General features: G+C 65.1%; 21 protein-coding genes, 1 tRNA gene and 1 riboswitch. Of the genes, 12 read left to right on the plus strand and 10 right to left on the minus strand.

The features are described from left to right. Positions 1-183 precede the first annotated feature (183 nt). Together acs and XI05_RS34215 are read left to right on the plus strand one after the other, a co-directional pair. Positions 184-2,130, plus strand: a complete 1,947-nt coding sequence (gene acs, locus XI05_RS34210) for an acetate--CoA ligase (protein WP_271510157.1) — start codon at positions 184-186, stop codon at positions 2,128-2,130. 441 nt (positions 2,131-2,571) lie between these two features. Then, entirely contained in the window at positions 2,572-3,087 is a 516-nt protein-coding gene (locus tag XI05_RS34215; protein WP_172787872.1) for a L,D-transpeptidase, read from the plus strand. A 55-nt stretch (positions 3,088-3,142) separates the two neighbouring features. Here the strand turns inward: XI05_RS34215 and XI05_RS34220 are convergent, their stop codons facing one another. Both XI05_RS34220 and XI05_RS34225 read right to left on the minus strand, forming a co-directional pair. Next, entirely contained in the window at positions 3,143-3,733 is a 591-nt protein-coding gene (locus XI05_RS34220; protein ID WP_271510159.1) for a thermonuclease family protein, read from the minus strand. A 56-nt stretch (positions 3,734-3,789) separates the two neighbouring features. Then, positions 3,790-3,981 carry a DUF1674 domain-containing protein gene (locus XI05_RS34225; RefSeq protein WP_271510160.1) on the minus strand — a complete coding sequence of 64 codons (192 nt, stop codon included), beginning with the start codon at positions 3,979-3,981 and terminating at the stop codon, positions 3,790-3,792. A 188-nt stretch (positions 3,982-4,169) separates the two neighbouring features. Between XI05_RS34225 and XI05_RS34230 the strand changes: the two genes are divergently transcribed. The 3 genes from XI05_RS34230 to purH all read left to right on the plus strand — a co-directional run bounded on the left by XI05_RS34230 (position 4,170) and on the right by purH (position 9,149). Then, a complete protein-coding gene (locus XI05_RS34230; protein ID WP_271510162.1) occupies positions 4,170-5,516 on the plus strand; it encodes an RsmB/NOP family class I SAM-dependent RNA methyltransferase in 1,347 nt (448 codons plus the stop codon). A 157-nt stretch (positions 5,517-5,673) separates the two neighbouring features. Then, entirely contained in the window at positions 5,674-7,392 is a 1,719-nt protein-coding gene (locus XI05_RS34235) for a heparinase II/III family protein (RefSeq protein WP_271510164.1), read from the plus strand. A gap of 58 nt (positions 7,393-7,450) precedes the next feature. Continuing rightward, positions 7,451-7,532, plus strand: a riboswitch (ZMP/ZTP riboswitch). 24 nt (positions 7,533-7,556) lie between these two features. Continuing rightward, positions 7,557-9,149 (plus strand): bifunctional phosphoribosylaminoimidazolecarboxamide formyltransferase/IMP cyclohydrolase, encoded by a 1,593-nt coding sequence (purH, locus tag XI05_RS34240; protein ID WP_271510166.1) that lies wholly within the window; start codon positions 7,557-7,559, stop codon positions 9,147-9,149. A gap of 148 nt (positions 9,150-9,297) precedes the next feature. Here the strand turns inward: purH and XI05_RS34245 are convergent, their stop codons facing one another. After that, complete coding sequence (locus tag XI05_RS34245; RefSeq protein WP_271510169.1) at positions 9,298-10,683, minus strand: MFS transporter; 1,386 nt, start codon at positions 10,681-10,683, stop codon at positions 9,298-9,300. 101 nt (positions 10,684-10,784) lie between these two features. On the opposite strand from XI05_RS34245, the gene ggt reads away from it, so the two are divergent. Next, positions 10,785-12,536 carry a gamma-glutamyltransferase gene (gene ggt, locus XI05_RS34250; RefSeq protein ID WP_271510171.1) on the plus strand — a complete coding sequence of 584 codons (1,752 nt, stop codon included), beginning with the start codon at positions 10,785-10,787 and terminating at the stop codon, positions 12,534-12,536. A 25-nt stretch (positions 12,537-12,561) separates the two neighbouring features. Here ggt and XI05_RS34255 read toward each other — a convergent pair whose 3' ends face one another. Continuing rightward, positions 12,562-13,227, minus strand: a complete 666-nt coding sequence (locus XI05_RS34255) for a glutathione S-transferase family protein (RefSeq protein WP_271510173.1) — start codon at positions 13,225-13,227, stop codon at positions 12,562-12,564. A gap of 164 nt (positions 13,228-13,391) precedes the next feature. On the opposite strand from XI05_RS34255, the gene XI05_RS34260 reads away from it, so the two are divergent. The 4 genes from XI05_RS34260 to panE all read left to right on the plus strand — a co-directional run bounded on the left by XI05_RS34260 (position 13,392) and on the right by panE (position 17,176). Next, complete coding sequence (locus XI05_RS34260; RefSeq protein ID WP_271510175.1) at positions 13,392-13,973, plus strand: DUF2239 family protein; 582 nt, start codon at positions 13,392-13,394, stop codon at positions 13,971-13,973. An 89-nt stretch (positions 13,974-14,062) separates the two neighbouring features. Beyond that, positions 14,063-15,415: an MATE family efflux transporter gene (locus tag XI05_RS34265; protein ID WP_271510177.1), complete on the plus strand. Its 1,353-nt coding sequence runs from the start codon at positions 14,063-14,065 to the stop codon at positions 15,413-15,415. A gap of 102 nt (positions 15,416-15,517) precedes the next feature. Further along, positions 15,518-16,132 carry a 2-hydroxychromene-2-carboxylate isomerase gene (locus XI05_RS34270; protein ID WP_271510178.1) on the plus strand — a complete coding sequence of 205 codons (615 nt, stop codon included), beginning with the start codon at positions 15,518-15,520 and terminating at the stop codon, positions 16,130-16,132. A 120-nt stretch (positions 16,133-16,252) separates the two neighbouring features. Beyond that, positions 16,253-17,176: a 2-dehydropantoate 2-reductase gene (gene panE / locus XI05_RS34275; protein ID WP_271510180.1), complete on the plus strand. Its 924-nt coding sequence runs from the start codon at positions 16,253-16,255 to the stop codon at positions 17,174-17,176. A gap of 66 nt (positions 17,177-17,242) precedes the next feature. On the opposite strand, the gene XI05_RS34280 is transcribed toward panE, so the two are convergent. The 6 genes from XI05_RS34280 to XI05_RS34305 all read right to left on the minus strand — a co-directional run bounded on the left by XI05_RS34280 (position 17,243) and on the right by XI05_RS34305 (position 22,086). After that, positions 17,243-17,836 (minus strand): c-type cytochrome, encoded by a 594-nt coding sequence (locus XI05_RS34280; RefSeq protein ID WP_271510182.1) that lies wholly within the window; start codon positions 17,834-17,836, stop codon positions 17,243-17,245. Between the two features lie 209 nt (positions 17,837-18,045). Further along, complete coding sequence (locus XI05_RS34285) at positions 18,046-19,320, minus strand: PQQ-dependent sugar dehydrogenase (protein WP_271510184.1); 1,275 nt, start codon at positions 19,318-19,320, stop codon at positions 18,046-18,048. Between the two features lie 373 nt (positions 19,321-19,693). Next, positions 19,694-20,680, minus strand: a complete 987-nt coding sequence (locus XI05_RS34290) for an NAD-dependent epimerase/dehydratase family protein (protein WP_271510186.1) — start codon at positions 20,678-20,680, stop codon at positions 19,694-19,696. Positions 20,681-20,996: 316 nt separating this feature from the next. Beyond that, positions 20,997-21,500, minus strand: coding sequence for a Fic family protein (locus tag XI05_RS34295; protein ID WP_271510188.1), 504 nt, complete (start codon positions 21,498-21,500; stop codon positions 20,997-20,999). Further along, the gene (locus tag XI05_RS34300) at positions 21,497-21,751 is read right to left on the minus strand and encodes a hypothetical protein (protein ID WP_212257870.1); all 255 of its coding nucleotides are present in this window, start codon (positions 21,749-21,751) and stop codon (positions 21,497-21,499) included. Before XI05_RS34300 ends, XI05_RS34295 begins: the two co-directional genes overlap by 4 nt. A gap of 260 nt (positions 21,752-22,011) precedes the next feature. Continuing rightward, positions 22,012-22,086: transfer RNA gene (locus XI05_RS34305), tRNA-Gly, on the minus strand. Between the two features lie 272 nt (positions 22,087-22,358). Between XI05_RS34305 and trxA the strand changes: the two genes are divergently transcribed. After that, positions 22,359-23,282, plus strand: coding sequence for a thioredoxin (trxA, locus tag XI05_RS34310; RefSeq protein WP_172787852.1), 924 nt, complete (start codon positions 22,359-22,361; stop codon positions 23,280-23,282). A gap of 85 nt (positions 23,283-23,367) precedes the next feature. Beyond that, positions 23,368-24,045 (plus strand): LON peptidase substrate-binding domain-containing protein, encoded by a 678-nt coding sequence (locus XI05_RS34315; RefSeq protein ID WP_271510190.1) that lies wholly within the window; start codon positions 23,368-23,370, stop codon positions 24,043-24,045.

Below are 24,045 nucleotides of genomic sequence, written 5' to 3' on the forward strand. Positions count from 1 at the left end.
AAAGGCGCCTGTCGGCCTGTTTCAGAATTGCGACAGCGAGCCTTCCGGACCTTGATCCTCCGCATGGCCGGCTGCCCGCCGAAGGTCCAGCTTGTGCTCCTTGTCGGGTCCGGTTAGCCCGACGCATAATCCGTCAAACGATGCTGTCGGCATTGCCTGAGCTTGCCGCATGTGGAGGGAAGCATGTCCGAGAAGATCTACGACGTCCCCGCGGAGTGGGCGAAGCGCGCCTGGGTGGACCAGGCCAAGTACAAGGAGATGTACGCCCGCTCGATCTCGGACCCGAACGGTTTCTGGGCGGAGCAGGCCAAGCGCATCGACTGGATGAAGACTCCGACGAAAATCGAGAACGTCTCCTTCGCGCCCGGCAACATCTCGATCAAATGGTTCGAGGACGGAATCCTCAACGTCGTCCATAACTGCATCGACCGGCATCTGCCGGCGCGCGCCCACCAGACCGCGATCATCTGGGAAGGCGACGATCCCTCGCAGTCCAAGCACATCACCTATAAGGAGCTGCACGACGAGGTGTGCCGGATGGCCAACATCCTGCGCACCCGCAACGTCAAGAAGGGCGACCGCGTCACCATCTACCTGCCGATGATCCCCGAGGCCGCCTATGCGATGTTGGCCTGCGCGCGGATCGGCGCGATCCACTCCGTGGTGTTCGCGGGCTTCTCGCCCGACAGCCTTGCCCAGCGCATCAACGATTGCCAGTCCAAGGTCATCATCACCGCGGACGAAGGCCTGCGCGGCGGCAAGAAGGTGCCGCTGAAGGCCAATGTCGATGCCGCGCTCAGTAAAGCCGACGGCGTCGACTGGGTCGTCGTGGTCAAGCGCACCGGCGCCAAGGTCGACATGAACCCGACGCGCGACCTCTGGTACCACGAGGCCGCGGCGATGGTGACCACGGAATGCCCGCTCGAGCACATGCACGCCGAGGACCCGCTGTTCATCCTCTACACGTCGGGCTCGACCGGCCAGCCCAAGGGCGTGCTGCACACCTCCGGCGGCTATCTCGTGTTCGCCTCGATGACGCATCAATACGTCTTCGACTATCACGACGGCGACATCTACTGGTGCACCGCCGACGTCGGCTGGGTCACCGGCCACAGCTACATCCTCTACGGACCGCTGGCGAACGGGGCGACCACGCTGATGTTCGAGGGCGTGCCGAATTATCCGGATAATTCGCGGTTCTGGAACGTCATCGACAAGCACAAGGTCAACATCTTCTACACCGCGCCGACCGCGATCCGCGCGCTGATGCAGAGCGGCGACGAGCCTGTGAAGAAGACCTCGCGCGCCTCGCTCCGCCTGCTCGGCTCGGTTGGCGAGCCCATCAATCCCGAAGCCTGGGAGTGGTATCACCGCGTCGTCGGCGACGACCGCTGCCCGATCGTCGACACGTGGTGGCAGACCGAGACCGGCGGCATCCTGATCACGCCGCTGCCGGGCGCCACCAAGCTGAAGCCGGGCTCGGCAACGCAGCCATTCTTCGGCGTGATGCCCGAAATCGTCGATGCCGACGGCAAGGTGCTGGAAGGCGAGACCACCGGCAACCTCTGCCTGACGCGGTCCTGGCCGGGCCAGATGCGCACGGTCTATGGCGATCACGCTCGCTTCGAGCAGACCTATTTCTCGACCTACAAGGGCAAGTATTTTACGGGCGACGGCTGCCGGCGCGACGCCGACGGCTATTACTGGATCACCGGCCGCGTCGACGACGTCATCAACGTCTCCGGCCACCGCATGGGCACCGCCGAAGTCGAAAGCGCGCTGGTGGCGCATGCGAAGGTGTCGGAAGCGGCCGTCGTCGGCTTCCCGCACGACATCAAGGGTCAGGGCATCTACGCCTATGTCACCCTGATGGCCGGCGTGCAGCCGACCGACGAGCTGCGCAAGGAGCTCGTGACGTGGGTGCGCAAGGAAATCGGTCCGATCGCTTCGCCCGACCAGATCCAGTTCGCGCCGGGCCTGCCAAAAACCCGCTCCGGCAAGATCATGCGCCGCATCCTGCGCAAGATCGCCGAGGACGAGCCGGGCAGCTTAGGGGACACCTCGACACTCGCCGATCCCGCCGTCGTCGATGATCTCGTCAAGAACCGGCAGAACAAGAAGTCAGCGTAAGGCAAGCTCGTGCCCCGGACGCAGCGCAGCGCTTCTTCAGCGGTGCGCTGCTGAGCCGGGGCCCATCTACCGACAAAGCGTGTGGCTTCCTGGGTCCCGGCTCTGCGCAGCAGCGTTCCACGCTGCAGCGCGTCCGGGACACGAGATAGTTTTCGCGTCAGCGCTCCCCAAAGACAACAGCCATTCACACCCTCACGCTCTTGTCAGCGGGCGCGGTGGCGCGCCGGCATCTTTCCCGCCGAGTGTTGTTTTCAGGTCATTTACTTTATTTCGAACATTTCCTTTGTTCCCCCTGCTGGCCGGCCCTCGGCAGCCGCGTGTGGAAACCATTGGGTTAACGGGCGCGGTTAAGAATGAGCATCGACGAGGGCTTGGTGCGGCGGCGATTGCCGGGCTCTGCGTCATTTTAGACGATCCGTTTGGGGTTAAGGGGAAGCATCGATGTCGATGAGGATTGCGGTGGCACTGGCCGCCACCATCGCGGCAGGGGCCTTGACGTCGACGGCGGCGCAGGCGCGGCCGGAAATGGTGGGGTCACACCTGGCCGATTATTCGCCGGGCACCATCGTGGTCAAAACCAGCGAGCGGCGGCTTTATCTCATCCTCGGCAACGGCCAGGCCGTGCGCTATCCGGTCGGCGTCGGCAAGGCCGGCAAGCAGTGGGCCGGCACGACGCGGATCGACGGCAAATATCTCAATCCGGCCTGGGCGCCGCCCGCCGAGGTGAAGCGCGACAAGCCGAACATGCCCGACGTCATTCCGGGCGGCTCGCCGCGCAACCCGATGGGCGTTGCGGCGATGACGCTCGCCGGCGGCGAATATGCGATCCACGGCACCAACGTGCCGGGCTCGATCGGTGGCTTCGTCTCCTATGGCTGCATCCGCATGCTCAATGACGACATCACCGATCTCTATGGCCGCGTCTCCGTCGGCACGACGGTGGTCGTGACGCGCTGATCGAGGTGATCGCCAGAAGACAGTCAAAGCCGCATCGCTCGACGCGGCTTTCTTGTTACCAGAAGCGCCAGCCCCGCGCGCACCAGCCGTCGCGATGGCCGCCATTGTAGCTGCGCACGTAGCCGCCCGCGAGCAGCGCGGCCGCGACGTCAGCGGTCCGTCTGGTCGCAACATCGGCGAGGACGCGTCCGTACTTGTCGGCGCCGAGATTGCTGATCGTGACGCCGCCCTGGCCGAGCAGCGCACGCAGCGCGCCGGTCGCGGCTTCAGCCTTGTTCAATTCCTCCTGGCAGGACGCCTTCATCTCGGGTGCATCGATGCCGCGCAGGCGAACGCGTGCGACGAGATCGCGGCCGCCCTGCTGATGCATGCGGGCCAGAAAAGTATCGCCATCGACGGCGCGGATGACCTCGACCGGCTGTCGCATCTCGGCACTGCCGGACCGCTGCAAGATGATCTCGGCATCTCGCGTTTCTCCGTCACCCACATGCGGAATAGGCCAATTGGTTCCGTGCCGGAACGTAAGCACGATAGCAACGGCGAGGCCGACCACGAACATCCAGGGAAACAAACCAGAGAAACGGCGGCTGAAAGGCGAGCCGCCGTAGGACGACCGATATGGGCGGCTGGGATCGAAGCGCGGCATCCGCGCACGCTAGGGCTGAGTCGGCCGAACCGGCAAGAGAGTGCAGACCCGGCGCCTCAAAAGTCCGAAGCGATGCCGTTACGCTCCCAATCGCCGTAGCGCGTTGGCTCGGGGCCCTTCGGTCCCTGCAATTCCTTGGGTGTCGCTTCATGAGCCGCGGCCGCAGCCTGCCGGCGCGCCTCGGCCTCTGCCAGCGCGCGCTGGGCGGCCGGCGGCAGCGGCTTGCGATCGGGAACGGGGTCACTCATCGCCGCGCGTTCTAGCGCAGGACCGGGCGTAACGCGACGCCCAATAACGCATTCCTGAAATCGGCGCGGAGCGCTGAAAAACCCGCAAGCGATTCTTACATTTGGCATATTCGCGTGTCAGAGATCGAGTTCTCAAGGCATGCGCCCATTGCGGCGGAACTGCCGCTCGTTCAGAACCTTGCTTCCGCATGCCATCTCAACGTTTCGTCCCTCCGTCCGAAGTGCCCGGCCTTGCGGCGCGACGGATTGCCGCCGACATCGTCGACGGCGTGCTGCACAAGCACCGCACGCTCGACGACCAGCTCGACGGCGGCGGTGCCCATCCCGGACTGAAGACGCTGGCCGACCGCGACCGCGCGCTGATGCGGCGCCTGGTCGCCACCGTGCTGCGCCGGCTCGGCACGCTCGGCCATGTGCTGTCCCGCCTGCTCGACAAGGGTATTCCCTCCGAAGCGCCGCGGGCGCAGAGCGCACTTCTGATCGGAGCCGCGCAAATCCTTTGGATGGACGTTCCGGATCACGCCGCGGTCGATCTCTCCGTCCGCCTCGTGCAATCCGACCGCCGCGCCGCGCGCTATGCCGGCCTCGTCAATGCCGTGCTGCGCCGCTGCGCGCGCGAGGGCAAGGCGCTGGTCGAGGAGGTCGCGACACAATCGCTGGACCTGCCGCCATGGCTGCTCGCGCGCTGGAGCGCGCATTATGGCGAGGCGACCGCACGCGACATGGCAGCGGCGCTCGGCCACGAGCCTTCGCTCGATCTCACGGTGAAATCGGATCCCGCCCAATGGGCGAGCCGCCTGCATGGCGAGACGCTGCCGACGGGAACGGTGCGGATGCTGCTGCACGGTTCGGTGACCATGCTGCCCGGCTTCGCCGAAGGACAATGGTGGGTGCAGGACGCCGCCGCCGCGTTGCCCGCCCGGCTGTTCGGCGACGTCAAGGGCAAGTCCATTGCCGATCTCTGCGCCGCCCCCGGCGGCAAGACCGCGCAGCTGGCGCGATCAGGCGCGCATGTGACGGCGATCGACCGCTCGCCCGCGCGGGTGGCGCGTTTGCGCGAAAACCTGACGCGGCTGTCGCTGCAGGCCGAGACCGTCGTCGCTGACGCCGTCGAATGGGCCGGCCCGGCCGAGGCGTTCGACGGTATTCTGATCGATGCGCCCTGCACCTCCACCGGCACGATCCGCCGGCATCCCGACGTCGCATGGCTGCGGCAGGAATCCGACATCGCCCCCCTGGCCGCGCTCCAGCAGCGGCTGCTGAAGAAATCCGTCTCGCTGCTCAAGCCGGGCGGGACACTGGTCTATTGCACCTGTTCGCTGGAACCCGAGGAAGGCGAGCAAGCGGTGGCGGCACTGCTCGCCGCCGAGCCGGCCCTTCGCCGCGCTCCGATCGCGGCATCGGAGGTTGCGGGCCTCGACGAAATCCTCAATGGGGACGGCGACCTGCGCACCCTGCCCTGCCATCTGCCGAACGCCGATGCAAGGCTCGGCGGCCTCGACGGATTTTTCGCGGCCCGGCTCGTTAAATCCTGATTTTGCACTGGATTTTGCGACCGCGGCGCTGATTCGCGCCGTTCAAGGTGGTGTCAGGCGTCCGATTTTGGGATTAATAAGGATTCGTCACTGATCCTCTCCCCCATCAAGGCAAGGCGTGTCGGTCGCTCAACGCAGACGTATCTCGACGCTGGTCATGAACCGCTTCGCGCGGAACATGCTCGCGCGAGCCAGCGGCGGTTCCGTCGTGCTGTCGCGGGTCTGGCCGGGCCGCACCGACCGGCTGATCATCGCGCCGCACGATCTGCGTACCGCGGATGCGACCCGCGCCGCCGAGATCTATGCCGGTCGCTTCGTCTTCGCCGGCAAGATCGTCAATTGCCACGGCCGCTCGATCTTCGATCTCGAGCCGCCGTCGGAGGATTGGGAGGTTGCGCTGCTCGGCTTCGGCTGGCTGCGTCATTTGCGCGCCGCCGACACGGCGCTGACGCGGGCGAATGCGCGCGCACTCATCGAGGACTGGATCGGCAACCCCGCCAACAAGCGCCGTCCCGTCGCACGCCGCGCGGACGTGCTGGCGCGGCGCGTGATCTCGCTGCTGTCGCAGGCACCGCTGGTGCTGAACGAGACCGACAACAAGTTCTACCGCCGCTACTTGCGCGCCCTCGCGCGCGAGATCCGCTTCCTGCGCTACACCATGGTCGACATTCCGGACGGGGTGCCGAAGCTGCAGGTGCTGATCGCGCTGTGCTATGCGTCCCTGTGCCTCGCCAACCAGACACGTCATATCCGCACCGCCTCGAAGAAGTTGTCCGACGAATTGCAGCGGCAGATCCTTCCCGATGGCGGCCACATCTCGCGCAATCCGGGCGCGCTGATCGAACTCCTGATCGACCTCTTGCCGCTGCGGCAGACTTTCGCCGCGCGCAACATCGCGCCGCCGCCGGCGCTGCTCAATGCGATCGACCGCATGATGCCGATGCTGCGCTTCTTCCGGCACGGCGACGGGAATTTCGCCCTGTTCAACGGCATGAGCGCGACCTCGTCCGACCTGCTCGCGACGCTGCTCGCCTATGACGACACCCACGGCGCGCCGATGGCGAACATGCCGCATACCGGCTTTCAGCGCCTCGATGCCGGCCAGACCACCGTCATCATCGACACCGGTCCGCCGCCGCCGGCCGGTGTCAGCCATGATGCCCATGCCGGCTGCCTGTCGTTCGAACTGTCCTCCGGGATCAGCCGCATCGTCACCAATTGCGGCATGCCGACCACCGGCCGCGACAATTGGCGGCCCTTCGCGCGCAGCACGGCGGCGCATTCGACGCTGACCTATCACGAGACGTCGTCATGCCAGTTCGTCGAGATGTCGGCGATGAAGCGGCTCCTGCACGGCGCGCCCGTCACCAGCGGCCCGGTCGAGGTCGAGAGCTATCGCGAGGTCGTGCAGAACGGCACGCTGCTCACGACTTCGCATGACGGCTATCTCGGCAAGTTCGGCGCGATCCACCGCCGCGTGCTGATGATCGGCAATGACGGGGCGCGCATCGACGGCGAAGACACGCTGTCGCCGCCGCAGGGCGGACGCTTCAAAGGTGCCGATGCCGATTTCGCGCTGCGCTTTCATCTGCATCCGGCGGTGAAGGCGAGCCGGCTGTCGGATGCGCGCGGCGTCATGCTGGTGCTGCCGAACCGCGACGTCTGGACCTTCGAGGCGTTGGACGACAAGGTCGATCTCGAGGACAGCGTGTTCCTGGCCGGCAATGACGGCCCGCGCCGCACCGCCCAGATCGTGATCCGTCAGAACGCCCGCCAGGCGCCCTCGATCCGCTGGAGCTTTGTCCGCTCCACCGCCTCGCCCGCGGTAACCAATGCCCGCCGCAACGCCCGGCGCGAGCCGGAACTTCCGTTGTAAACAGCGCGATCCGGCCCCATCTACCCGTTGAGAGCGACGCCAAAAGCTGCTATCGAGCGCTCGCTCGCGCGACTGGCGACCTTGGATGGAGCACCATCGGGAAGCGCGGGACATATAAGCCGCGCGCCTGGGCATAGACACTCCCTGAACAGAGGATCTTGCTCATGACTGATCATCCCCGCCGCGTCACCCGCGCTCTCCTTTCCGTTTCCGACAAGACCGGCCTGATCGAGTTCGCCAAGGCGCTTGCCGCGCACGATGTCGAGCTGGTCTCGACCGGCGGCACCGCGAAAGCGATCGCCGCGGCCGGCCTCAAGGTGAAGGACGTCTCCGAGCTGACCGGCTTCCCCGAGATGATGGACGGTCGCGTCAAGACGCTGCATCCGAAGGTGCATGGCGGCCTGCTCGCGATCCGCGACAACAAGGAGCATGCGGAGGCGATGAAGGCGCACGGCATCGCGCCGATCGACCTGCTCGTCGTCAATCTCTATCCGTTCGAAGCGACCGTCGACAAAGGCGCGGGCTTCGAAGATTGCATCGAGAACATCGACATCGGCGGCCCCGCGATGATCCGCGCCGCTGCGAAGAACCATGACGACGTCGCCGTCGTGGTCGAGGCGCAGGACTATCAGGCCGTGCTCGACGAGCTCGCCGCCAACAAGGGTGCGACCACGCTGAAGCTGCGCCGGCGGCTGGCCGCAAAGGCCTATGCGCGCACCGCGGCCTATGACGCCGCGATCTCCAACTGGTTCAACCGTCAGCTCGAGATCGAAGCGCCCGACTTCCGCGCTTTCGGCGGCCACCTGATCCAGTCGCTGCGCTACGGCGAGAATCCGCACCAGAGTGCCGCATTCTATGCGACCCCGGACAGGCGCCCCGGCGTCTCCACCGCGCGGCAGCTCCAGGGCAAGGAGCTCTCCTACAACAACATCAACGACACCGATGCGGCCTATGAATGCATCGGCGAGTTCGACGCCAAGCGCACCGCGGCCTGCGTCATCGTCAAGCACGCCAATCCCTGTGGCGTCGCCGAAGGACCGAACCTCGTCGAGGCCTATCGCCGGGCGCTGGCCTGCGATTCGACGTCCGCGTTCGGCGGCATCATCGCGATGAACCGTCCGCTCGATGCCGACACCGCGCGCGAGATCACCAAGATCTTCACCGAGGTCATCATCGCGCCCGATGCCAGCGAAGAGGCGATCGCCATCATCGGCGGCAAGAAGAACCTGCGCCTGCTGCTCGCCGGCAGCCTGCCCGATCCGCGTGCGCCGGGCCTGACCGCCAAGACGGTGGCCGGCGGTCTGCTGGTGCAGAGCCGTGACAACGCGGTCGTCGACGACATGACGTTCAAGGCCGTGACCAAGCGCGCGCCGACCGACGCAGAGATGCGCGACCTGAAGTTCGCGTTCCGGGTCGCAAAGCACGTCAAGTCCAACACCATCATCTATGCCAAGGATCTCGCCACCGTCGGTATCGGCGCGGGCCAGATGAGCCGGGTGGATTCAGCCCGGATCGCGGCGCGCAAGGCGCAGGATGCTGCTAGCGAGCTGAAGCTCGCCGAGCCGCTCACCAAGGGTTCGGTGGTGGCCTCGGATGCGTTCTTCCCGTTCGCCGACGGCATGCTCGCCTGCATCGAAGCCGGCGCCACCGCCGTGGTGCAGCCTGGCGGCTCGATGCGCGACGACGAGGTGATCAAGGCCGCCGACGAGCACGGCATCGCCATGGTGTTCACGGGCACGCGGCACTTCAGGCATTGACACGATCTGCGGAGCGGGCTGCAAGAGCTACGACGATCCTATCGACCTCGTCATTGCGAGCGCAGCGAAGCAATCTTTCCGCAGAGGAAGTCTGGATTGCTTCGTCGCTTCGCTCCTCGCAATGACGAGGTGGGATCGCGTGGTGTGGCTAATCCCGCACCCGCATCAACAGCGCGAACCCTGCGACGAAGAACACGACCAGCACGGCCATGCCGGCCTTTTGGCTTGCGGTCAGCGCGGTGACCGTGCCGATCAGGAGCGGGCCGATGAAGGACGTCACCTTCCCGGTCAGCGCGAACAGGCCGAAATACTGCGCGATGCGGTCCTTGGGTGCGAGGTGGATCAGCAGCGTGCGGGAAGCAGCCTGGAGCGGGCCGCCGGCAGCACCGATCAGGCAGCCCAGCACGAGATAGGCACGCTCGGCCGCACTCGAGAACAGGGGAGCGCCTGCTTGCGGCGGCGCGGTCTTGACGAACAGGACACTGTCCTTGTCGACCAGAAGAATCGCGGCCACCGCCAGCAGCAGGACCAGCAGGCTGCCGGCGATGACGCGCTTTGGCCCGAGACGATCATCCAGCTTGCCGCCGAGCCATGCGCCCAACGCGCCGGCAATCGCGAGCATGATGCCGAACGTTCCGATCTGGATCGTGTGCCAGCCAAAGGTGCCGGCGGCATAGATGCCGCCGAAGGCGAACAACGACACCAGACCATCGGTGTAGATCATGTTGGCGAGCAGGAATGCCGCGAGCGATTTCTGCCTCGGCAGACTCTCGATCGACTGCTTCAGCTCCGACAGACCCTCGCGTAGCGCCTCGCGCAACGGCCGCTTCGCCGGGTAATCCGGCGTGAACAGGAACATCGGCGTCACGAAGATGATGAACCACACCGCGGTCAGCGGGCCGGCGGCACGGTCGCCCTGATGCGTGACGGGATCGAGCCCGAACAACGGCATGAAGCCGAGCAGCGTCCGGCCGGTCTCGGGATTGGCAGCGAGGAAGCCAAGCACGATGATCAGGCTGACGATGCCGCCGATGTAGCCCGTGGCCCAGCCGGTGCCGGAAAGCCGGCCGATCCGTTCCGGTGGCACCAGGGTCGGCATCATCGCATTGTTGAAGACGGTGGCGAACTCCGCGCCGATGCTAGCGAGCGCCACCGCAGTGAGCAGCGGGGGAATGACGGCGGCATCGCCGGGCTTGCCGATCCACAGCGTGCAGGACGCCAGCACCAGAACCACACCGAACCCCGCGATCCACGGTTTCCTGCGGCCGGCGGCGTCGGCGATCGCTCCCAGCACCGGCGACAGCAGCGCGATCGCAAGGCCCGCCGCAGCCATCGCAAAGCCCCACAGCGACTGCCCGGTGGCGGGATTTGGTGCCACGCTGGTCGCGAAATAGGGCGCGAACACGAAGGTCGTGATCAGCGTGAAATAGGGCTGTGCGGCCCAGTCGAAGAAGATCCAGCTGACGACGGCAGCGCGCGGCGGATAGGACCGCGGCGCGCCAGCCATGCGCACATCCGGGGCGATCGTCGTCATCACGCAGTCCTCATCACGAACAGTTTTGTCTCTCTCGGCGCAAACCGTATAGCATTACCGAGACAGCTGTGAACCGGGTCGAGCGTGCGACGGTAATTTCGATGATGTCGTCATATACAACACGGCGAACCTTTTTCGCGATCGTCGCCAGTCTGGCGTTCGCTCTCACGCCGGCGGCCGCTCAGGACGCGCGGTCGGGCTATGTCCCGCCGGCACGCGATGCGGTGCGGGCCGTCGCCGCCGAGCACGGCATGGTGGTGGCGCAGGAGAAGATCTCCGCGCAGATCGGCGCCGACATCCTGCGGCGCGGCGGCAATGCCATCGATGCCGCAGTCGCGACCGGCTTTGCGATGGCGGTGACCTATCCGCGTGCCGGCAATATCGGCGGCGGCGGCTTCATGGTGATCCATTCCGCCGACCGCAATGAAGACATCACGATCGACTATCGCGAGACCGCGCCGGCCGCGACCACGCCGCAGATCTTCCTCGGCGCCGACGGCAAGCCTGACACGACGAAGTCACGGGATTCCGCGCTCGGCATCGGCGTGCCCGGCACCGTCGCCGGCCTCGCGCTCGCGCTCGAGAAATACGGCTCGGGTCAGTTCACGCTGGCGCAACTGCTGGCGCCCGCGATCGCGCTCGCACGCGACGGCTTCATCGTCAGCGACGACATGGCCGATACGCTGCCGAGCTGGCACCGGCGGCTGGCACGCTGGCCGTCCTCGGCCAAGATCTTCTCGCGTCCGGATGGCACGCCGCTGGGCGAAGGCGGTCGGCTGGTGCAGGGCGATCTCGCCGAAACGCTGGCGGCCGTCGCCGCGCAGGGGCCGCGGGGATTCTATGAGGGGCCGGTCGCCGAGAAACTCGCCAAGGCCGTGACCGATGCCGGCGGCATCATGACGCCGGCCGACCTCAAGGCCTATCAGCCGGTCGTCCGCGCGCCGGTGCGCGGCAGCTACCGCGGCTATGACATCGTCTCGATGCCGTTGCCATCGTCCGGCGGCATCGTGCTGATCGAGACGCTCAACATCCTCGAAGGCTTTCCTCTTGCCGATTTGAAGCAGGGATCGGCGGCGTCGCTGCATCTCTTGATCGAAGCCATGAAGCGCGCCTATGCCGACCGCGCCCGCTATCTCGGCGATCCCGCCTTCGTCAACGCGCCGATCGAGACCCTCATCGCGAAGGACTATGCCGCCAAGCTGCGCGCGGGCATTTCTGCCGAACGCGCCACGCCCTCGAAGGAGCTCGTGTCTGCTTCTGCCGCGCCGCGCGAGGGCAGCAACACCACGCATTTTTCCGTCGTCGATGCGCGCGGCAACGCCGTCAGCAACACTTACACGCTGAACTTCAGCTATGGCGTCGGCCTGGTCGCCGACGGCACCGGCGTGCTGCTCAACAACGAACTCGACGATTTCACCGCGGCGGTCGGCGCCTCCAATGCCTACGGCCTCGTCGGCTTCGAGGCGAATCTGCCTGGACCGGGCAAGCGGCCGCTGTCGTCGATGTCGCCGACTATCGTGCTGAGAGACGGCAAGCCGGTGCTGGTGACGGGCTCGCCCGGCGGCAGCCGCATCATCTCGACCGTGCTTCAGGTGATCGTGAACGTGCTCGACTACAAGATGGATGTTGCGGCCGCGGTCGCAACGCCGCGGCTGCACCATCAATGGCTGCCGGATGAAGTGCGCCTCGAGCGCGGCTTTCCCGAGGGCGTGCTGCTCGAGCTGAAGGCAATGGGGCACCTCGTCGTCGAGCCGATGGGGCAGACATCGGCCAACTCGATTCTGGTGACGCCGAACGGGCCGCTCGGCGCGCCCGATCCGCGCACGCGCGGCGCGGAGGCGGCGGGGCAGTAACCTGCGCCGGAACGACTGAGTAGGCTTACCGCCCGACCTGGTACGGCCCGCCCTTCTCAAGCGCGCGGTTGTACGCAGGCCGGGCGTGGATGCGCTCCAGGAACGCCATCGCCTTGGGATGGCCCTGCTCGAGCCCGCCGCGGGCTTGGGCGGCTTCGAGCGGAAAGCTCATCTGGATGTCGGCCGCAGTGAACTCGCTGCCGGCGAACCACTCGCTCTTCGCAAGCTCGCCTTCCCAATAGTCCATGTGCTGCTTGATCTGCGGATTGACCAGCGCGGTCAGCGCCTGGTTGGAGACCTTGCGCACCAGCGGGCGCAGCAGCGCCGGCGCGCGCTTCGGCATCAGCGTGAACAGCAGCTTCAAGAGCAGCGGCTGCATCGCGGATCCTTCCGCATAGTGCAGCCAATAGGTGTAGCGCAGACGCTCGGGCGTGTTCGCCGGGGGGATCAGCCGTCCGTTGCCATAGGTCGCGATGAGATATTCGATGATCGCGCCCGACTCGGCGATGGTGTTGCCGTTGTCGGTGATGACGGGCGATTTGCCGAGCGGGTGGATGGCGCGCAGCTCCTTCGGCGCACGCATGTCCGGCTGGCGCTGGTAGCGCACGATCTCGTAAGGAACGCCCAGCTCCTCGAGCAGCCACAGCACGCGCTGCGAGCGGGAATTGTTGAGGTGGTGAACGGTCAGCATCGTGAGGTCCCCGGGCTAGGCGTGGTCGGTCGGCCGGCTCGTTCGTGCCAGCCCGGCAACGCAATGTCGAGCCGTCGCTGCGGGTATTTTCACCCGGGTATATTGACGCGGAGAATTTACCCGGGTATTAAACCGGCAGCTCGGTCAATATGGCAATGATTCCAATGCAAGGGACCTACACAGCTTTCGCCGGCCAGCGCCGGCTGGCCTCCGGCACGGCGGGCGATGTCGCGCTTGCCGTCAAGCGTGCCACGCAGCCGCTGGAGCAGCCGATCATCATCTTCGACGACGGCACGGGCCGGTCGATCGATTTCGACCTGCGCGGTGACGACCGCGAGGTGCTGGCCCGGCTTGCGAAGCTTGCCCCGCCGTCGGCTGAGGCGACGGAAGCACCCGCGGAGCCGCGCGGCCGCGGCCGGCCGAAGCTCGGCGTGGTCGCGCGCGAGGTGACCTTGCTGCCGCGGCACTGGGAGTGGCTCAACGCGCAGGCCGGCGGTGCTTCGGTCGCGCTGCGCAAGCTGGTCGACGAGGCGAGGCGCGCCAGCGGCGACAAGGACCGTGAGCGTCAAGCGCGCGATGCGGCCTACCACTTCATGTCGACCATGGCCGGCGACCTGCCGCAGTTCGAGGAAGCTTCGCGCGCGCTGTTCGCAGGCGACCGGCGGCGCTTCACCGGGCTGATCGCCGACTGGCCGGCCGACATCCGCGACCACATCGTCAAGCTCGCCTACAGCGACCGCGCTTAAACCGCGCATCGCTCTTCACAACCCCATCGACGGCCGAGCCGCGCAGTGCGCGGCAACGGCTTCGCACGCCCTGATGAAAGGCCAATGCCATGTCTGCCGCAAAACCGCTCTGGACCACATTCCTCCGCTTCCTCGTCCCCCTGATGCTGGGCAACGCCCTGCAATCGCTGTTCGGCACCGTCAGCAACGTCTATCTCGGCCAGATGATCGGCGTCGACGCGCTCGCCGCGGTCTCAGCGTTCTTTCCGGTGATGTTCTTCCTGTTCGCCTTCGTCATGGGCCTGAGCACCGGCGCCACCGTGCTGATCGGCCAGGCCTTCGGCGCCGGCGAGCACGGCCGCATCAAGATCATCGTCGGCACCACGCTCGCCGCCGGCCTGCTGCTCTCGATTGCGATTGCACTCGTCGGCGGGCTCTTCAGCCGGCACTTGATGGTGATGCTCGCCACGCCCGCGGACATTCTCGATGAGGCCAGCGCCTATGCGCGCATCATGCTGTTGACTATGCCGCTCGGCTTCGTCTTCCTGCTGATGACGGCGATGATCCGCGGCGTCGGCGATGGACTGACGCCGCTGCTGGCGCTGGCCTTGTCGACGGCGATCGGCCTGATCCTGACGCCGATGCTGATCCACGGCACGTTCGGATTGCCGGCCGTCGGCATCACCAGTCCGGCCTGGGCGGCTGCGACCGCCAACGCGCTGACGCTGATCGTACTCGCCGCCTATCTGCTGCGGAAAAAGCACGCGCTCGCGCCGGACGCGACGCTGCTGCGTCACCTGCGGCTGAACGGCGCCGTGTTCGGCAAAATTCTCGGCATCGGCCTGCCGAGCGCGATCGGCATGGTGGTGATGGCGATCGCCGAGCTTGTGCTGCTCGGCCTCGTCAACGGCTTCGGCTCGAATGCCACCGCGGCCTATGGCGCCGTCAACCAGGTGATGGGCTATGCGCAGTTCACGGCGATGTCGATCTCGATCGCGGTCTCGATCCTCGGCGCCCAGGCCGTCGGCGGCGGCGGCGACCGAGCCCGGGTCGACGGCATCGTGCGGATGGGCCTTGCGTTCAACATCGTCCTGACCGGCGGGCTGGTGGCACTGATCTACCTCGCGCCGCGCGCGGTGCTCGGAATCTTCATCACCGACGGCGCCGTGCTTGACCTGGCGAAGGGATTGCTCAACATCGCCTTGTGGAGCTCGGTGCCGTTCGGGCTCGCCACCGTGTTCTCGGGCGCGATGCGCGGCGCCGGCGTCGCGTTGACGCCGATGCTGCTGTCGATCTTCGCAATTGCCGCAATCGAGCTGCCGGCCGCAATCATCCTCAGCCATGCCGTCGGCCTGACCGGCGTGTGGGCCGCCTATCCCATCGTGTTCTGCGCCATGTTGATTCTGCAGATGGGCTATTACCACCTGGTGTGGCGCAAGCGGGCGATCCCGCGCCTGATCTGACCGTCAAAGTATTATGACCGTCATTAAACGATGGACCTGTGGCGCGCCCTGCGCCACAATGAGGAAAAGCCAACTCAAAAAGCCAGGCCAGGGAGAATGATCTTGACCCGCACTGCCCCGCAATTCCTGTTCGATTTCGGTAGCCCCAACGCCTATCTCAGCCATCTGGCGATTCCGGCGATCGAACAGCGGATCGGCGTCAAGTTCGAGTATGTGCCGATCCTGCTCGGCGGCATCTTCAAGTCGACCAACAACAAGTCGCCGGCCGAGACGCTCGCCGGCATCAAAAACAAGCGCGAGTTCCAGCAGATCGAGACCGAGCGCTTCATCAAGCGCTTCAATGTCCAGCCCTATGTCTGGAATCCGCATTTTCCCGTCAACACGCTGAATTTGATGCGCGCGGCGATCGCGGCGCAGCTCGAGGGAGTCTTCGAAAAATATGTCGAGGCCGCCTTCCACCACATGTGGCGCGAGCCGAAGAAGATGGACGATCCCGAGATCGCGGCGAAGGCGCTGGCCTCATCCGGCCTCGATGCGCAAAAGTTGTTTGCCCGCAGCCAGGAACCCGAGGTCAAGGGCAGACTGATCAAGAATACCGAAGCGGCGGTCGCCCGCGGCGCCTTCGGCTCGCCGACCTTCTTCGTCGGCAATGAAATGTTCTTCGGCAAGGAGCAGCTGCGCGAGGTCGAGGAGATGGTGCTCGAGAAGGGCGAGTAGTCAATGGCGAATGGCGAGTAGTGGAAACGTTACTCGCGTTTCGTCATCTGCTATCCTATTCGCTAGTCCCTATTCGCCATTCGCCATTGTCCGAAGAACAACAATAACGGAGCTTGTCTCATGCGTATCCTCGTGGTCGGCGCCGGCGCCATCGGCGGCTATTTTGGTGGCAGGCTGTTGCAGGCCGGCCGCGACGTCACCTTCCTGGTCCGGCCGCGCCGCGCCGGCGAGCTCGCGAGCGCCGGCCTCGTCATCAAGAGCCCGAACGGCGATGTGACCTTGAAGAACCCGCCGACGGTTCAGGCCGACACGATCAAGGACAAGTTCGACGTCGTGCTGCTCAGCTGCAAGGCGTTCGACCTCGACGATGCCATCAAGTCGTTCGCCCCGGCGGTCGGGCCCAACACCGCGATCATCCCGATGCTCAACGGCATGAAGCATCTCGACACGCTGGATGCCAGGTTCGGCAAGGAGCGCGTGCTCGGCGGCCTCTGTGCCATCGCGGCGACGCTGAACGAGAAGCGCGAGGTGGTGCAGCTCCAGCCGATGCAGTCGATCACTTACGGCGAGCGCGACGGCGCGATGTCGGACCGGGTGAAGGCGCTCGACGAGGCCTTCAGGAGCGGCATCAATGGCGCCAGCGCCAGCCAGAACATCATGCAGGACATGTGGGAGAAGTGGGTGTTCCTGTCTTCGCTCGCGGCAAGCACCAGCCTGATGCGGACGTCCGTCGGCAATATCCTCGCCGCGCCCGGCGGCCGGGATTTCCTCCTCGGCATGCTGGATGAGACCAGCTCGGTCGCTGCTGCATCGGGCTACCCGCCGGGCGGGCCGTTCTTCGAGCGCGTCAAAGGCAATCTCACCACCGAGGGCTCGCCGTTGACGGCGTCGATGTTCCGCGACATCAAGGCGGGTCTGCCTGTCGAAGCCGATCACGTTATTGGCGACCTCATCGCGCGCGCCGACGCCGCCAAGGTGCCGGTGCCGAAGCTGCGCATCGCGTATACGCATCTGAAGGCGTATGAGAGGCAGCGGGCGGGGTAGGTAGCAGCCACACATTCGGTGTCGTCCCGGGGCGCGACGAGCTTTGTTTTCCGAAACAGCTCCGCGCTATTTCAAATGCGCGAGATAGTGCGAGACGGCGATGATCTCCTCGTCGCTCATGTGATAGGCGACGTCGGCCATCGCGGCGACGCCGCCGCCGACACGCTGGCCGGCTTTGTAGTCGTGCAGCGCCTTGACGAGATATTCCTCGCGCTGGCCGGCGAGCCGCGCCACCGCCTTGGTGCCGGCATAGCTGTCCGTATGGCATGAGGCGCAGCGGCGGCCGGCGGCAACCTGCGCGCCCTTTTTCGACAGGTCCGGATCCCCGTCCTCGGGTGCCTTCGGCGGTGTCAGCGAAGCGAAGTAGGCACCGAAATTGCGGATGTCCTCGTTGGTGATCTCCTCGACGATCGGCTGCATCTGATCGTTCTTGCGCGAGCCGGCGCGGAAGAACACGAGCTGCCATTGCAGGAATTGATCGGGCTGGCCGGCGAGCGAGGGGATGTTCTCGGTCTGCGAGATGCCGTTCTCGCCGTGACAGCCGGAGCATGCGGCGGCCTTTTCCTTGATCGCGGCATTGTCGGCGGCCTCGGCTGGGACAAATGCGATCGCTGCGAACGCAACCGCGCTGATTGCGTGCGAGGTGAACTGCCGGCGCATGATGAGGATTCCGATCTATCGAGGTCGTCATTCCGGGGGGCGTGCAGAGCACGAGCTATGATGCGCAATTGCGCATCTGAGAATCCATAACCACGACTCGGGGCTATGGGTTCCGCACTTGCGCTGCCGCGCAATCCGGAACGACAGCATGAGATTTTGAAATGGAGGCTGCGGCACCTCTCGGCCACCGCAGCCTCTGCTTCACTTAGCTACTTCTTGCTGTAGCTGATGCGATAGATCGCGCCGGCCCAATCGTCCGCAACGAGGATCGATCCGTCCTTGGCGAGGATGATGTCGTTGGGACGGCCGAGATAGCCCTGGTCGCCCTCGAGCCAGCCGGAGGCGAAGATCTCCTGCTTCGGGTTTTTGCCGTCGGGCCCCACGATCACGCGCACGATGCGCGCGCCCTGGTACTTGTGGCGATTCCAGGAGCCGTGCTCGGCGATCAGGATGTTGTTCTTGTAGTCGGCGGGGAATTGGTCGCCGGTGTAGAACTTCATGCCGAGCGGCGCGACATGGGCACCGAGATTCAGCACGGGCGGCGTGAACTCGGAGCATTTGTGGCCCATCGCGAACTTGTCGTCGGGAAGATTGCCCTGATGGCAATAGGGATAGCCGAAATGCTCGCCGATCCTGTTGATCATGTTCAGCTTGTCCGAGGGCAGATCATCGCTGATCCAGTCGCGGGCATTCTCGGTGAACCAGAGCTTGCCGGTGCGCGGATCGACGTCACCGCCGACCGAGTTGCGGACGCCGAGCGCCCAGATTTCGGCGTTGCCGGTCTTGGGATCGACGCGCCGGATCTGCGAGACGCTGGTCGGCGGAATGCCGATGTTGAAGGGCGGTCCGAACGGCAGGAAGAACCAGCCTTCCTTGTCGACCGCGATGTATTTCCAGCCATGCGCGGCGTAGGAGGGCATGTCGTCATAGACGACCTTGCCCTGGCCGAGATTGTCGAGATTGGCTTCGGCGTTGTCGTAGCGGATCAGCTTGTCGACGGCGATGACGTAGAGCGCGCCGTCCTTGAAGGCGAGACCGGTGGGCATGTTCAGGCCCTTGAGGACGGTCTTGACCTCCTTCTTTCCGTTGTTGTCCTTGATGGCATAGACGTTGCCGAGGCCGAACGAGCCGACGAACAACGTGCCCTTGTCACCCCAGGCCATCTGCCGCGCGGCCAGCACGCCCGAGGCGTAGACCTCGATTTTGAAACCCGACGGCAGCTTGATCTTCTTGACGATGTTGGCAAGCTCGGCGTCGGAGGCGCCGGTCGGCGGGCCCGAGGGCGGCGCGAGGCCCTTCTGCGCCTCGGTCTCGTCGCCGAGGAACCAATCGTCCGGCGGATGGGTCCAGAACTCCTTGGTGCCGGATTCGTATTTCTTCAGCGGCTTGTTCTTGTCCTGCTGCTGCGCGTTGCCGGCACCGGTCCCCGCGAGAAGGGCCACGGCCGCAAGCGCCAACACGGATCGATGGAACATCGATATCATCGCATCACTCCCCTAAGGCAGCCGTCAGGGCTGCGCGTTATTTTGTTTTGCTAGTCGAGAGGCGAAGTTTTGAGCCCGTCGGGACGACAGACGCAAAAAGGTTAGCACATCTGCCCATCGTGAGAAGCGCGCCGGATGCAGCGCGGCTGCGCTCATCAAAAATTGAGACGGAATGTGAATGAACGGATGAACACCGCGACGCCGCGTTGTCGCTGCAACGCGGAATCGAGGAGCGCGCGCGCAGGCGGTTCGAGGGGTGCGCATACAAAAGTGCGAAAACAACCCCATGCACAGTAGAACGACGCAAGTTGATCCGCCCCCGGTGACGCCGGACAGACATTTGAAGCGTCGAGCAAAATAGCAATTGCGGCGCTTACGAGGCGACAGGATAGGGTCCGTCGTCAAACAGCGTGTCGTGATAGCCTTTCGATCCGACCTCGCGCGCCAGCGTGCTGCGGAAGTCGCGGTCATCGCGCAGGCTGCGCAGCACATGCGCGAAGTCGAATTCGGGCCGCCAGCCGAGCTCCCGCCGCGCGCGCTCGTTGACATAGACCCGGTCGATCGCGGGGAAGAGTCGCCAGCCGCGCGCTGCATAGAGCTGCGCGCACTCCGGATAGAGCTCGCGCACGACAGCGGCGGCATCGCGCGCCAACGCGGCGAGATGGCGTTGCTCGAACGGGCTCGTCGCCGAGACGATGTAGCGCGCGAAGCCGATGCTGGGCGCGCGCTCGATTGCGAGCAGATGCGCACTCACCGCGTCCGCGATATCCAGCCGGCGATAGAGCAGCTCGTTGGCCTGCGCGTTCTCCAGCGAATAGGCCGACCGCATCGCCGGATCGTCGTCGTCCTCCGGAAAGAAGCGCGAGGTCCGCAAGGTAACGACCGGCAGCGCGCGCTCGCGAAAGAACAGCTCGCAGAGGTTTTCGGCCATCAGCTTGGTCGTGCCGTAGATGTTCTTCGGCACCGAGGGCAGCGCCTCGGTGACCCACACCGCCGCCTGTCCCGCCTCGGGCCGCAGCTGCGAACCGAACGCGCTGGTGGTGCTGGTGAAGACAAAACTCTTCACGCCGGCCGCCGCGGCCGCCTCGAGCAGGTTCAGCGTGCCTGACACGTTGGTGTCGACAAAGTCCTGCTTGGAATGCGTCGCCACATGCGGCTTGTGCAGCGTCGCGGTGTGGACCACGGCGGTGACACCCTCCATCTGCCGCCGTACGAAGCCGGGATCGACGATGGAGCCGACGGCATCGGTGAAGGGGGAGGGCTTGAGATCGATCCCGCGCACGGATGAGCCGCGCGCCTGGAGCGTCCGCAGAATCGCCTCCCCTAGGTGACCCGCGCTGCCGGTGACCAGAATTGTCATTGCAAATACAGCGGCAGGCAGCACGGAGAACCACGCTCCGTTCCAATGGACGCCTCTACACATGCCGAAGCTACGGTTGGGTTACCTGCTGTTCTGCGCATCACCTTGCTCGCCCTTGCGCTTGGCTTCTTGCGCTTCGTATTGCGCGTTGAGCGTTGATTGCTCGTCTCGCCTGTGACGGTGTCGGCGTTCCCGCCATCCAACCCCGGCGCGCCCTTGATCGCGTCCGCAATGTCTCCCTGCTCCGAGCGCTTTCGGATGAATGGCTTGAGGTAAGCGTCAAGTTTGCCCTTGCCGGGTTCTTCGAGTTCTTGCGTCAGGGCGGCGAGATATTGGTCTTTGTCCGTGGCGGCCCAATGCCGACGTTTGCCCGGCGGGCAAGTTCCGCATGAATCAGCATGATAGTGCGGCCATTGCCGTCGAGGAAGGGATGGCCATAGGCGAGATAACCCATCACTTCGCCGAGCCGTTCCGCCATGAACGCCTTGTCTTGTCCCTTTTCAAGCGCGTAGCCGATCGCTTTGCGGATGTCATTGGGGTGGGCGAAGATGACGGCGCCCTTCTTCACAAAGATATGGGACGCGTTCGTTTGGCGATCCTCTCCAGCCCACGGGAACACCCCTTCGAAGAGCGTTTTGTGTGTTCGCAGGACATCGACATAGCTCAAGGACGACCGCGCCTTGAGATGATCCAAGGCTGCATCGATGCCGGTCAGGAAAGAATTGTGCAGGAGGCGCTGAACGATTTCGGGATCTTTGGCCTTCGCGACGTTGCGCAGATAGCCGCGCGTCGCAAAATCCCCGAACGGATCAAACGTCACGGACGGCTTTCGCGAAGATAGCGCGCCTGCAGGCGTACCGCCTGAACACGATCCAAGATCCCGGCGCGCTGGAGCGCGACAATGGAATTCTCGATCGGATCGAAGTTCACGTCGTCGCCGGAGAGCCGCGTCACGTGATGGGCAAAGACGTCGTTTGAGGTGACGACCACAGCTACGTTATTCGCGGCCGCTAACCGCTGGATTACGCCAGCAGTGTACCGGACCTTGGTGGCGGAACGTTGGGCGGACATGGATGCTCCTGCCCCTAGAATATAGTATTGAAGGCCCGAAAATCCATTGAGTTACAGCCTTCGAGGCCCCTGGCGAGCCGGTAGGCCCCCGAAGACCCTCGAAATTGCTACCTGGTCCCAGGCGGCCGGGAAAGCAAAACGCCCTAGGCGATGGCTCTAGAATGACAGCGGGCTTGCGCTTCCTCATCCGGAGTATCTGAGAATTTTCATGCAGCCTCCCGGAATTGGAGAGCACTTCACAGTGCCAGCCTAGGGAGGACTGGAGCGGGCGAAGGGGCTCGAACCCTCGACCCCGACCTTGGCAAGGTCGTGCTCTACCACTGAGCTACACCCGCATCCTGTGTCGGTCGCGTGACGCGCCGGCAACGGCTGTCGTATGCCAAAAGCGGGAGGGGAATGCAACAGCTACCGGCGGCATCAATTCGCATTTGAGGCCCCATATGGAGCCGGAAGCTGGGCAAATCGACCGGAAATGTCCCGGAACCGGCGAATCGCGGGGCCTGGATTGAAATTCGGCCCATTCGGCCCAATTTAGGAGCCGACCACAAGCATATGACGCGGCGGCGTGCTAAAGAGCCGCCATTCCAGACATGACGAGGGAAATCCCGTGACGATCATCGACCAGGGTAACGGAGCGGCGGGCCCGGCTGCGGCCGACCTGATCAAGGACACCACCACCCAGACCTTCGTGAAGGACGTCATCGAGGAATCGAAGCGCCAGCCGGTGCTGATCGATTTCTGGGCGGAATGGTGCGGCCCCTGCAAGCAGCTCACCCCCGTGCTGGAGAAGGCGGTGAAGGCGGCCAAGGGCAAGGTCAAGCTGGTCAAGATGAACATCGACCACCATCCGGCGATCCCGGGCCAGATGGGCATCCAGTCGATCCCGGCCGTGATCGCCTTCGTCAACGGCCAGCCGGCCGACGGCTTCATGGGCGCGGTGCCGGAGAGCCAGGTCAACGCCTTCATCGAGCGGCTGACCAAGGGCGTCACCGCGCCGGGCGAGGTCAACGTCGCCGAGATCGTGCAGGAGGCCGACGCGGTGCTCGCCGAGGGCGACGCGGCGGCGGCCGCGCAGATCTATGCCGAGGCGCTGCAGCATGATTCGACCAACATCGCGGCGCTTGCGGGCCTCGCGAAGTGCTACGCCGTCTCCGGCGCGATGGAGCAGGCCAAGCAGACGCTGGCCATGGTGCCGGAATCCAAGCGCAACGACCCGGCCGTGAAGGCCGTGCAGACCGCGATCGATCTCGCCGAGCAGGCGAAATCGCTCGGACCGGTCGCCGAGCTGGAACAGAAAGTCGCCGCAAATCCGCTCGATCATCAGGCCCGTTTCGACCTTGCCACCGCGCTCAACGCCCAAGGCAACCGCGCGGCGGCGACCGAGCAGCTGCTCGAGATCGTCAAGCGCGACCGCAAATGGAACGACGACGGTGCCCGCAAGCAGCTGGTGCAGTTCTTCGAGGCCTGGGGCGGCACGGATGATGCAACCGTCGAAGGCCGCAAACGTTTGTCGACGATCCTGTTTTCGTAACGGCCTTTTTTGAGCATGATCTGTTCGGAAAACCGCTCCACACTTTTCCGGATCATGCGCTAGCAACGCCAGTGGGACCGGGCAGATGCCGATCAACATCGAATATCGCGGGCCCGCCGACCTCCCGGAGATCATCCCGGTCTTTCCGCTGCCGGGCGCGCTGCTGCTGCCCCGCGGCCAGATGCCGCTCAACATCTTCGAGCCGCGCTACCTCGCGATGGTCGACGATTCCTTCCGCGACGGGCATCGCCTGATCGGCATGATCCAGCCCGACGTTGCGCATTCACGGAAGGATTCCGACAAGCCGGCGCTGTTCCGCGTCGGCTGCGTCGGCCGCATCACCCAGCTCGCCGAATCCGGCGACGGCCGCTATATCCTCGAGCTCACCGGCGTTTCGCGCTTCAAGGTGGTCGAGGAGCTCGAGGTGCTCACCCTCTATCGGCAGTGCAAGGTGGACTTCTTCGCCTTCGTCGACGACTTCACCGCGCGCATGGGCGAGGAGGAGGTCGACCGCGAGGCGCTGCTGGCGGTGCTGGCGGATTTCCTGAAGGCCAACAATCTCAAGGTCGACTGGGAAGGCGTCGAGAGCGCGCCCAACGAGGCGCTCGTCAATGCGCTGGCGATGATGTCGCCCTATGGCCCCGCGGAGAAGCAGGCGATGCTGGAGGCACCCGACCTGAAGACCCGCGCCGAGATCCTGATCGCCGTCACCGAGATGGACCTCGCCAAGAAGCGCACCAGCGGCGATCCGCCGCTGCAGTGA

The sequence above is a fragment of the Bradyrhizobium sp. CCBAU 11357 genome, assembly GCF_028128865.1.
In the GTDB taxonomy this organism is placed as follows: Bacteria; Pseudomonadota; Alphaproteobacteria; order Rhizobiales; family Xanthobacteraceae; genus Bradyrhizobium.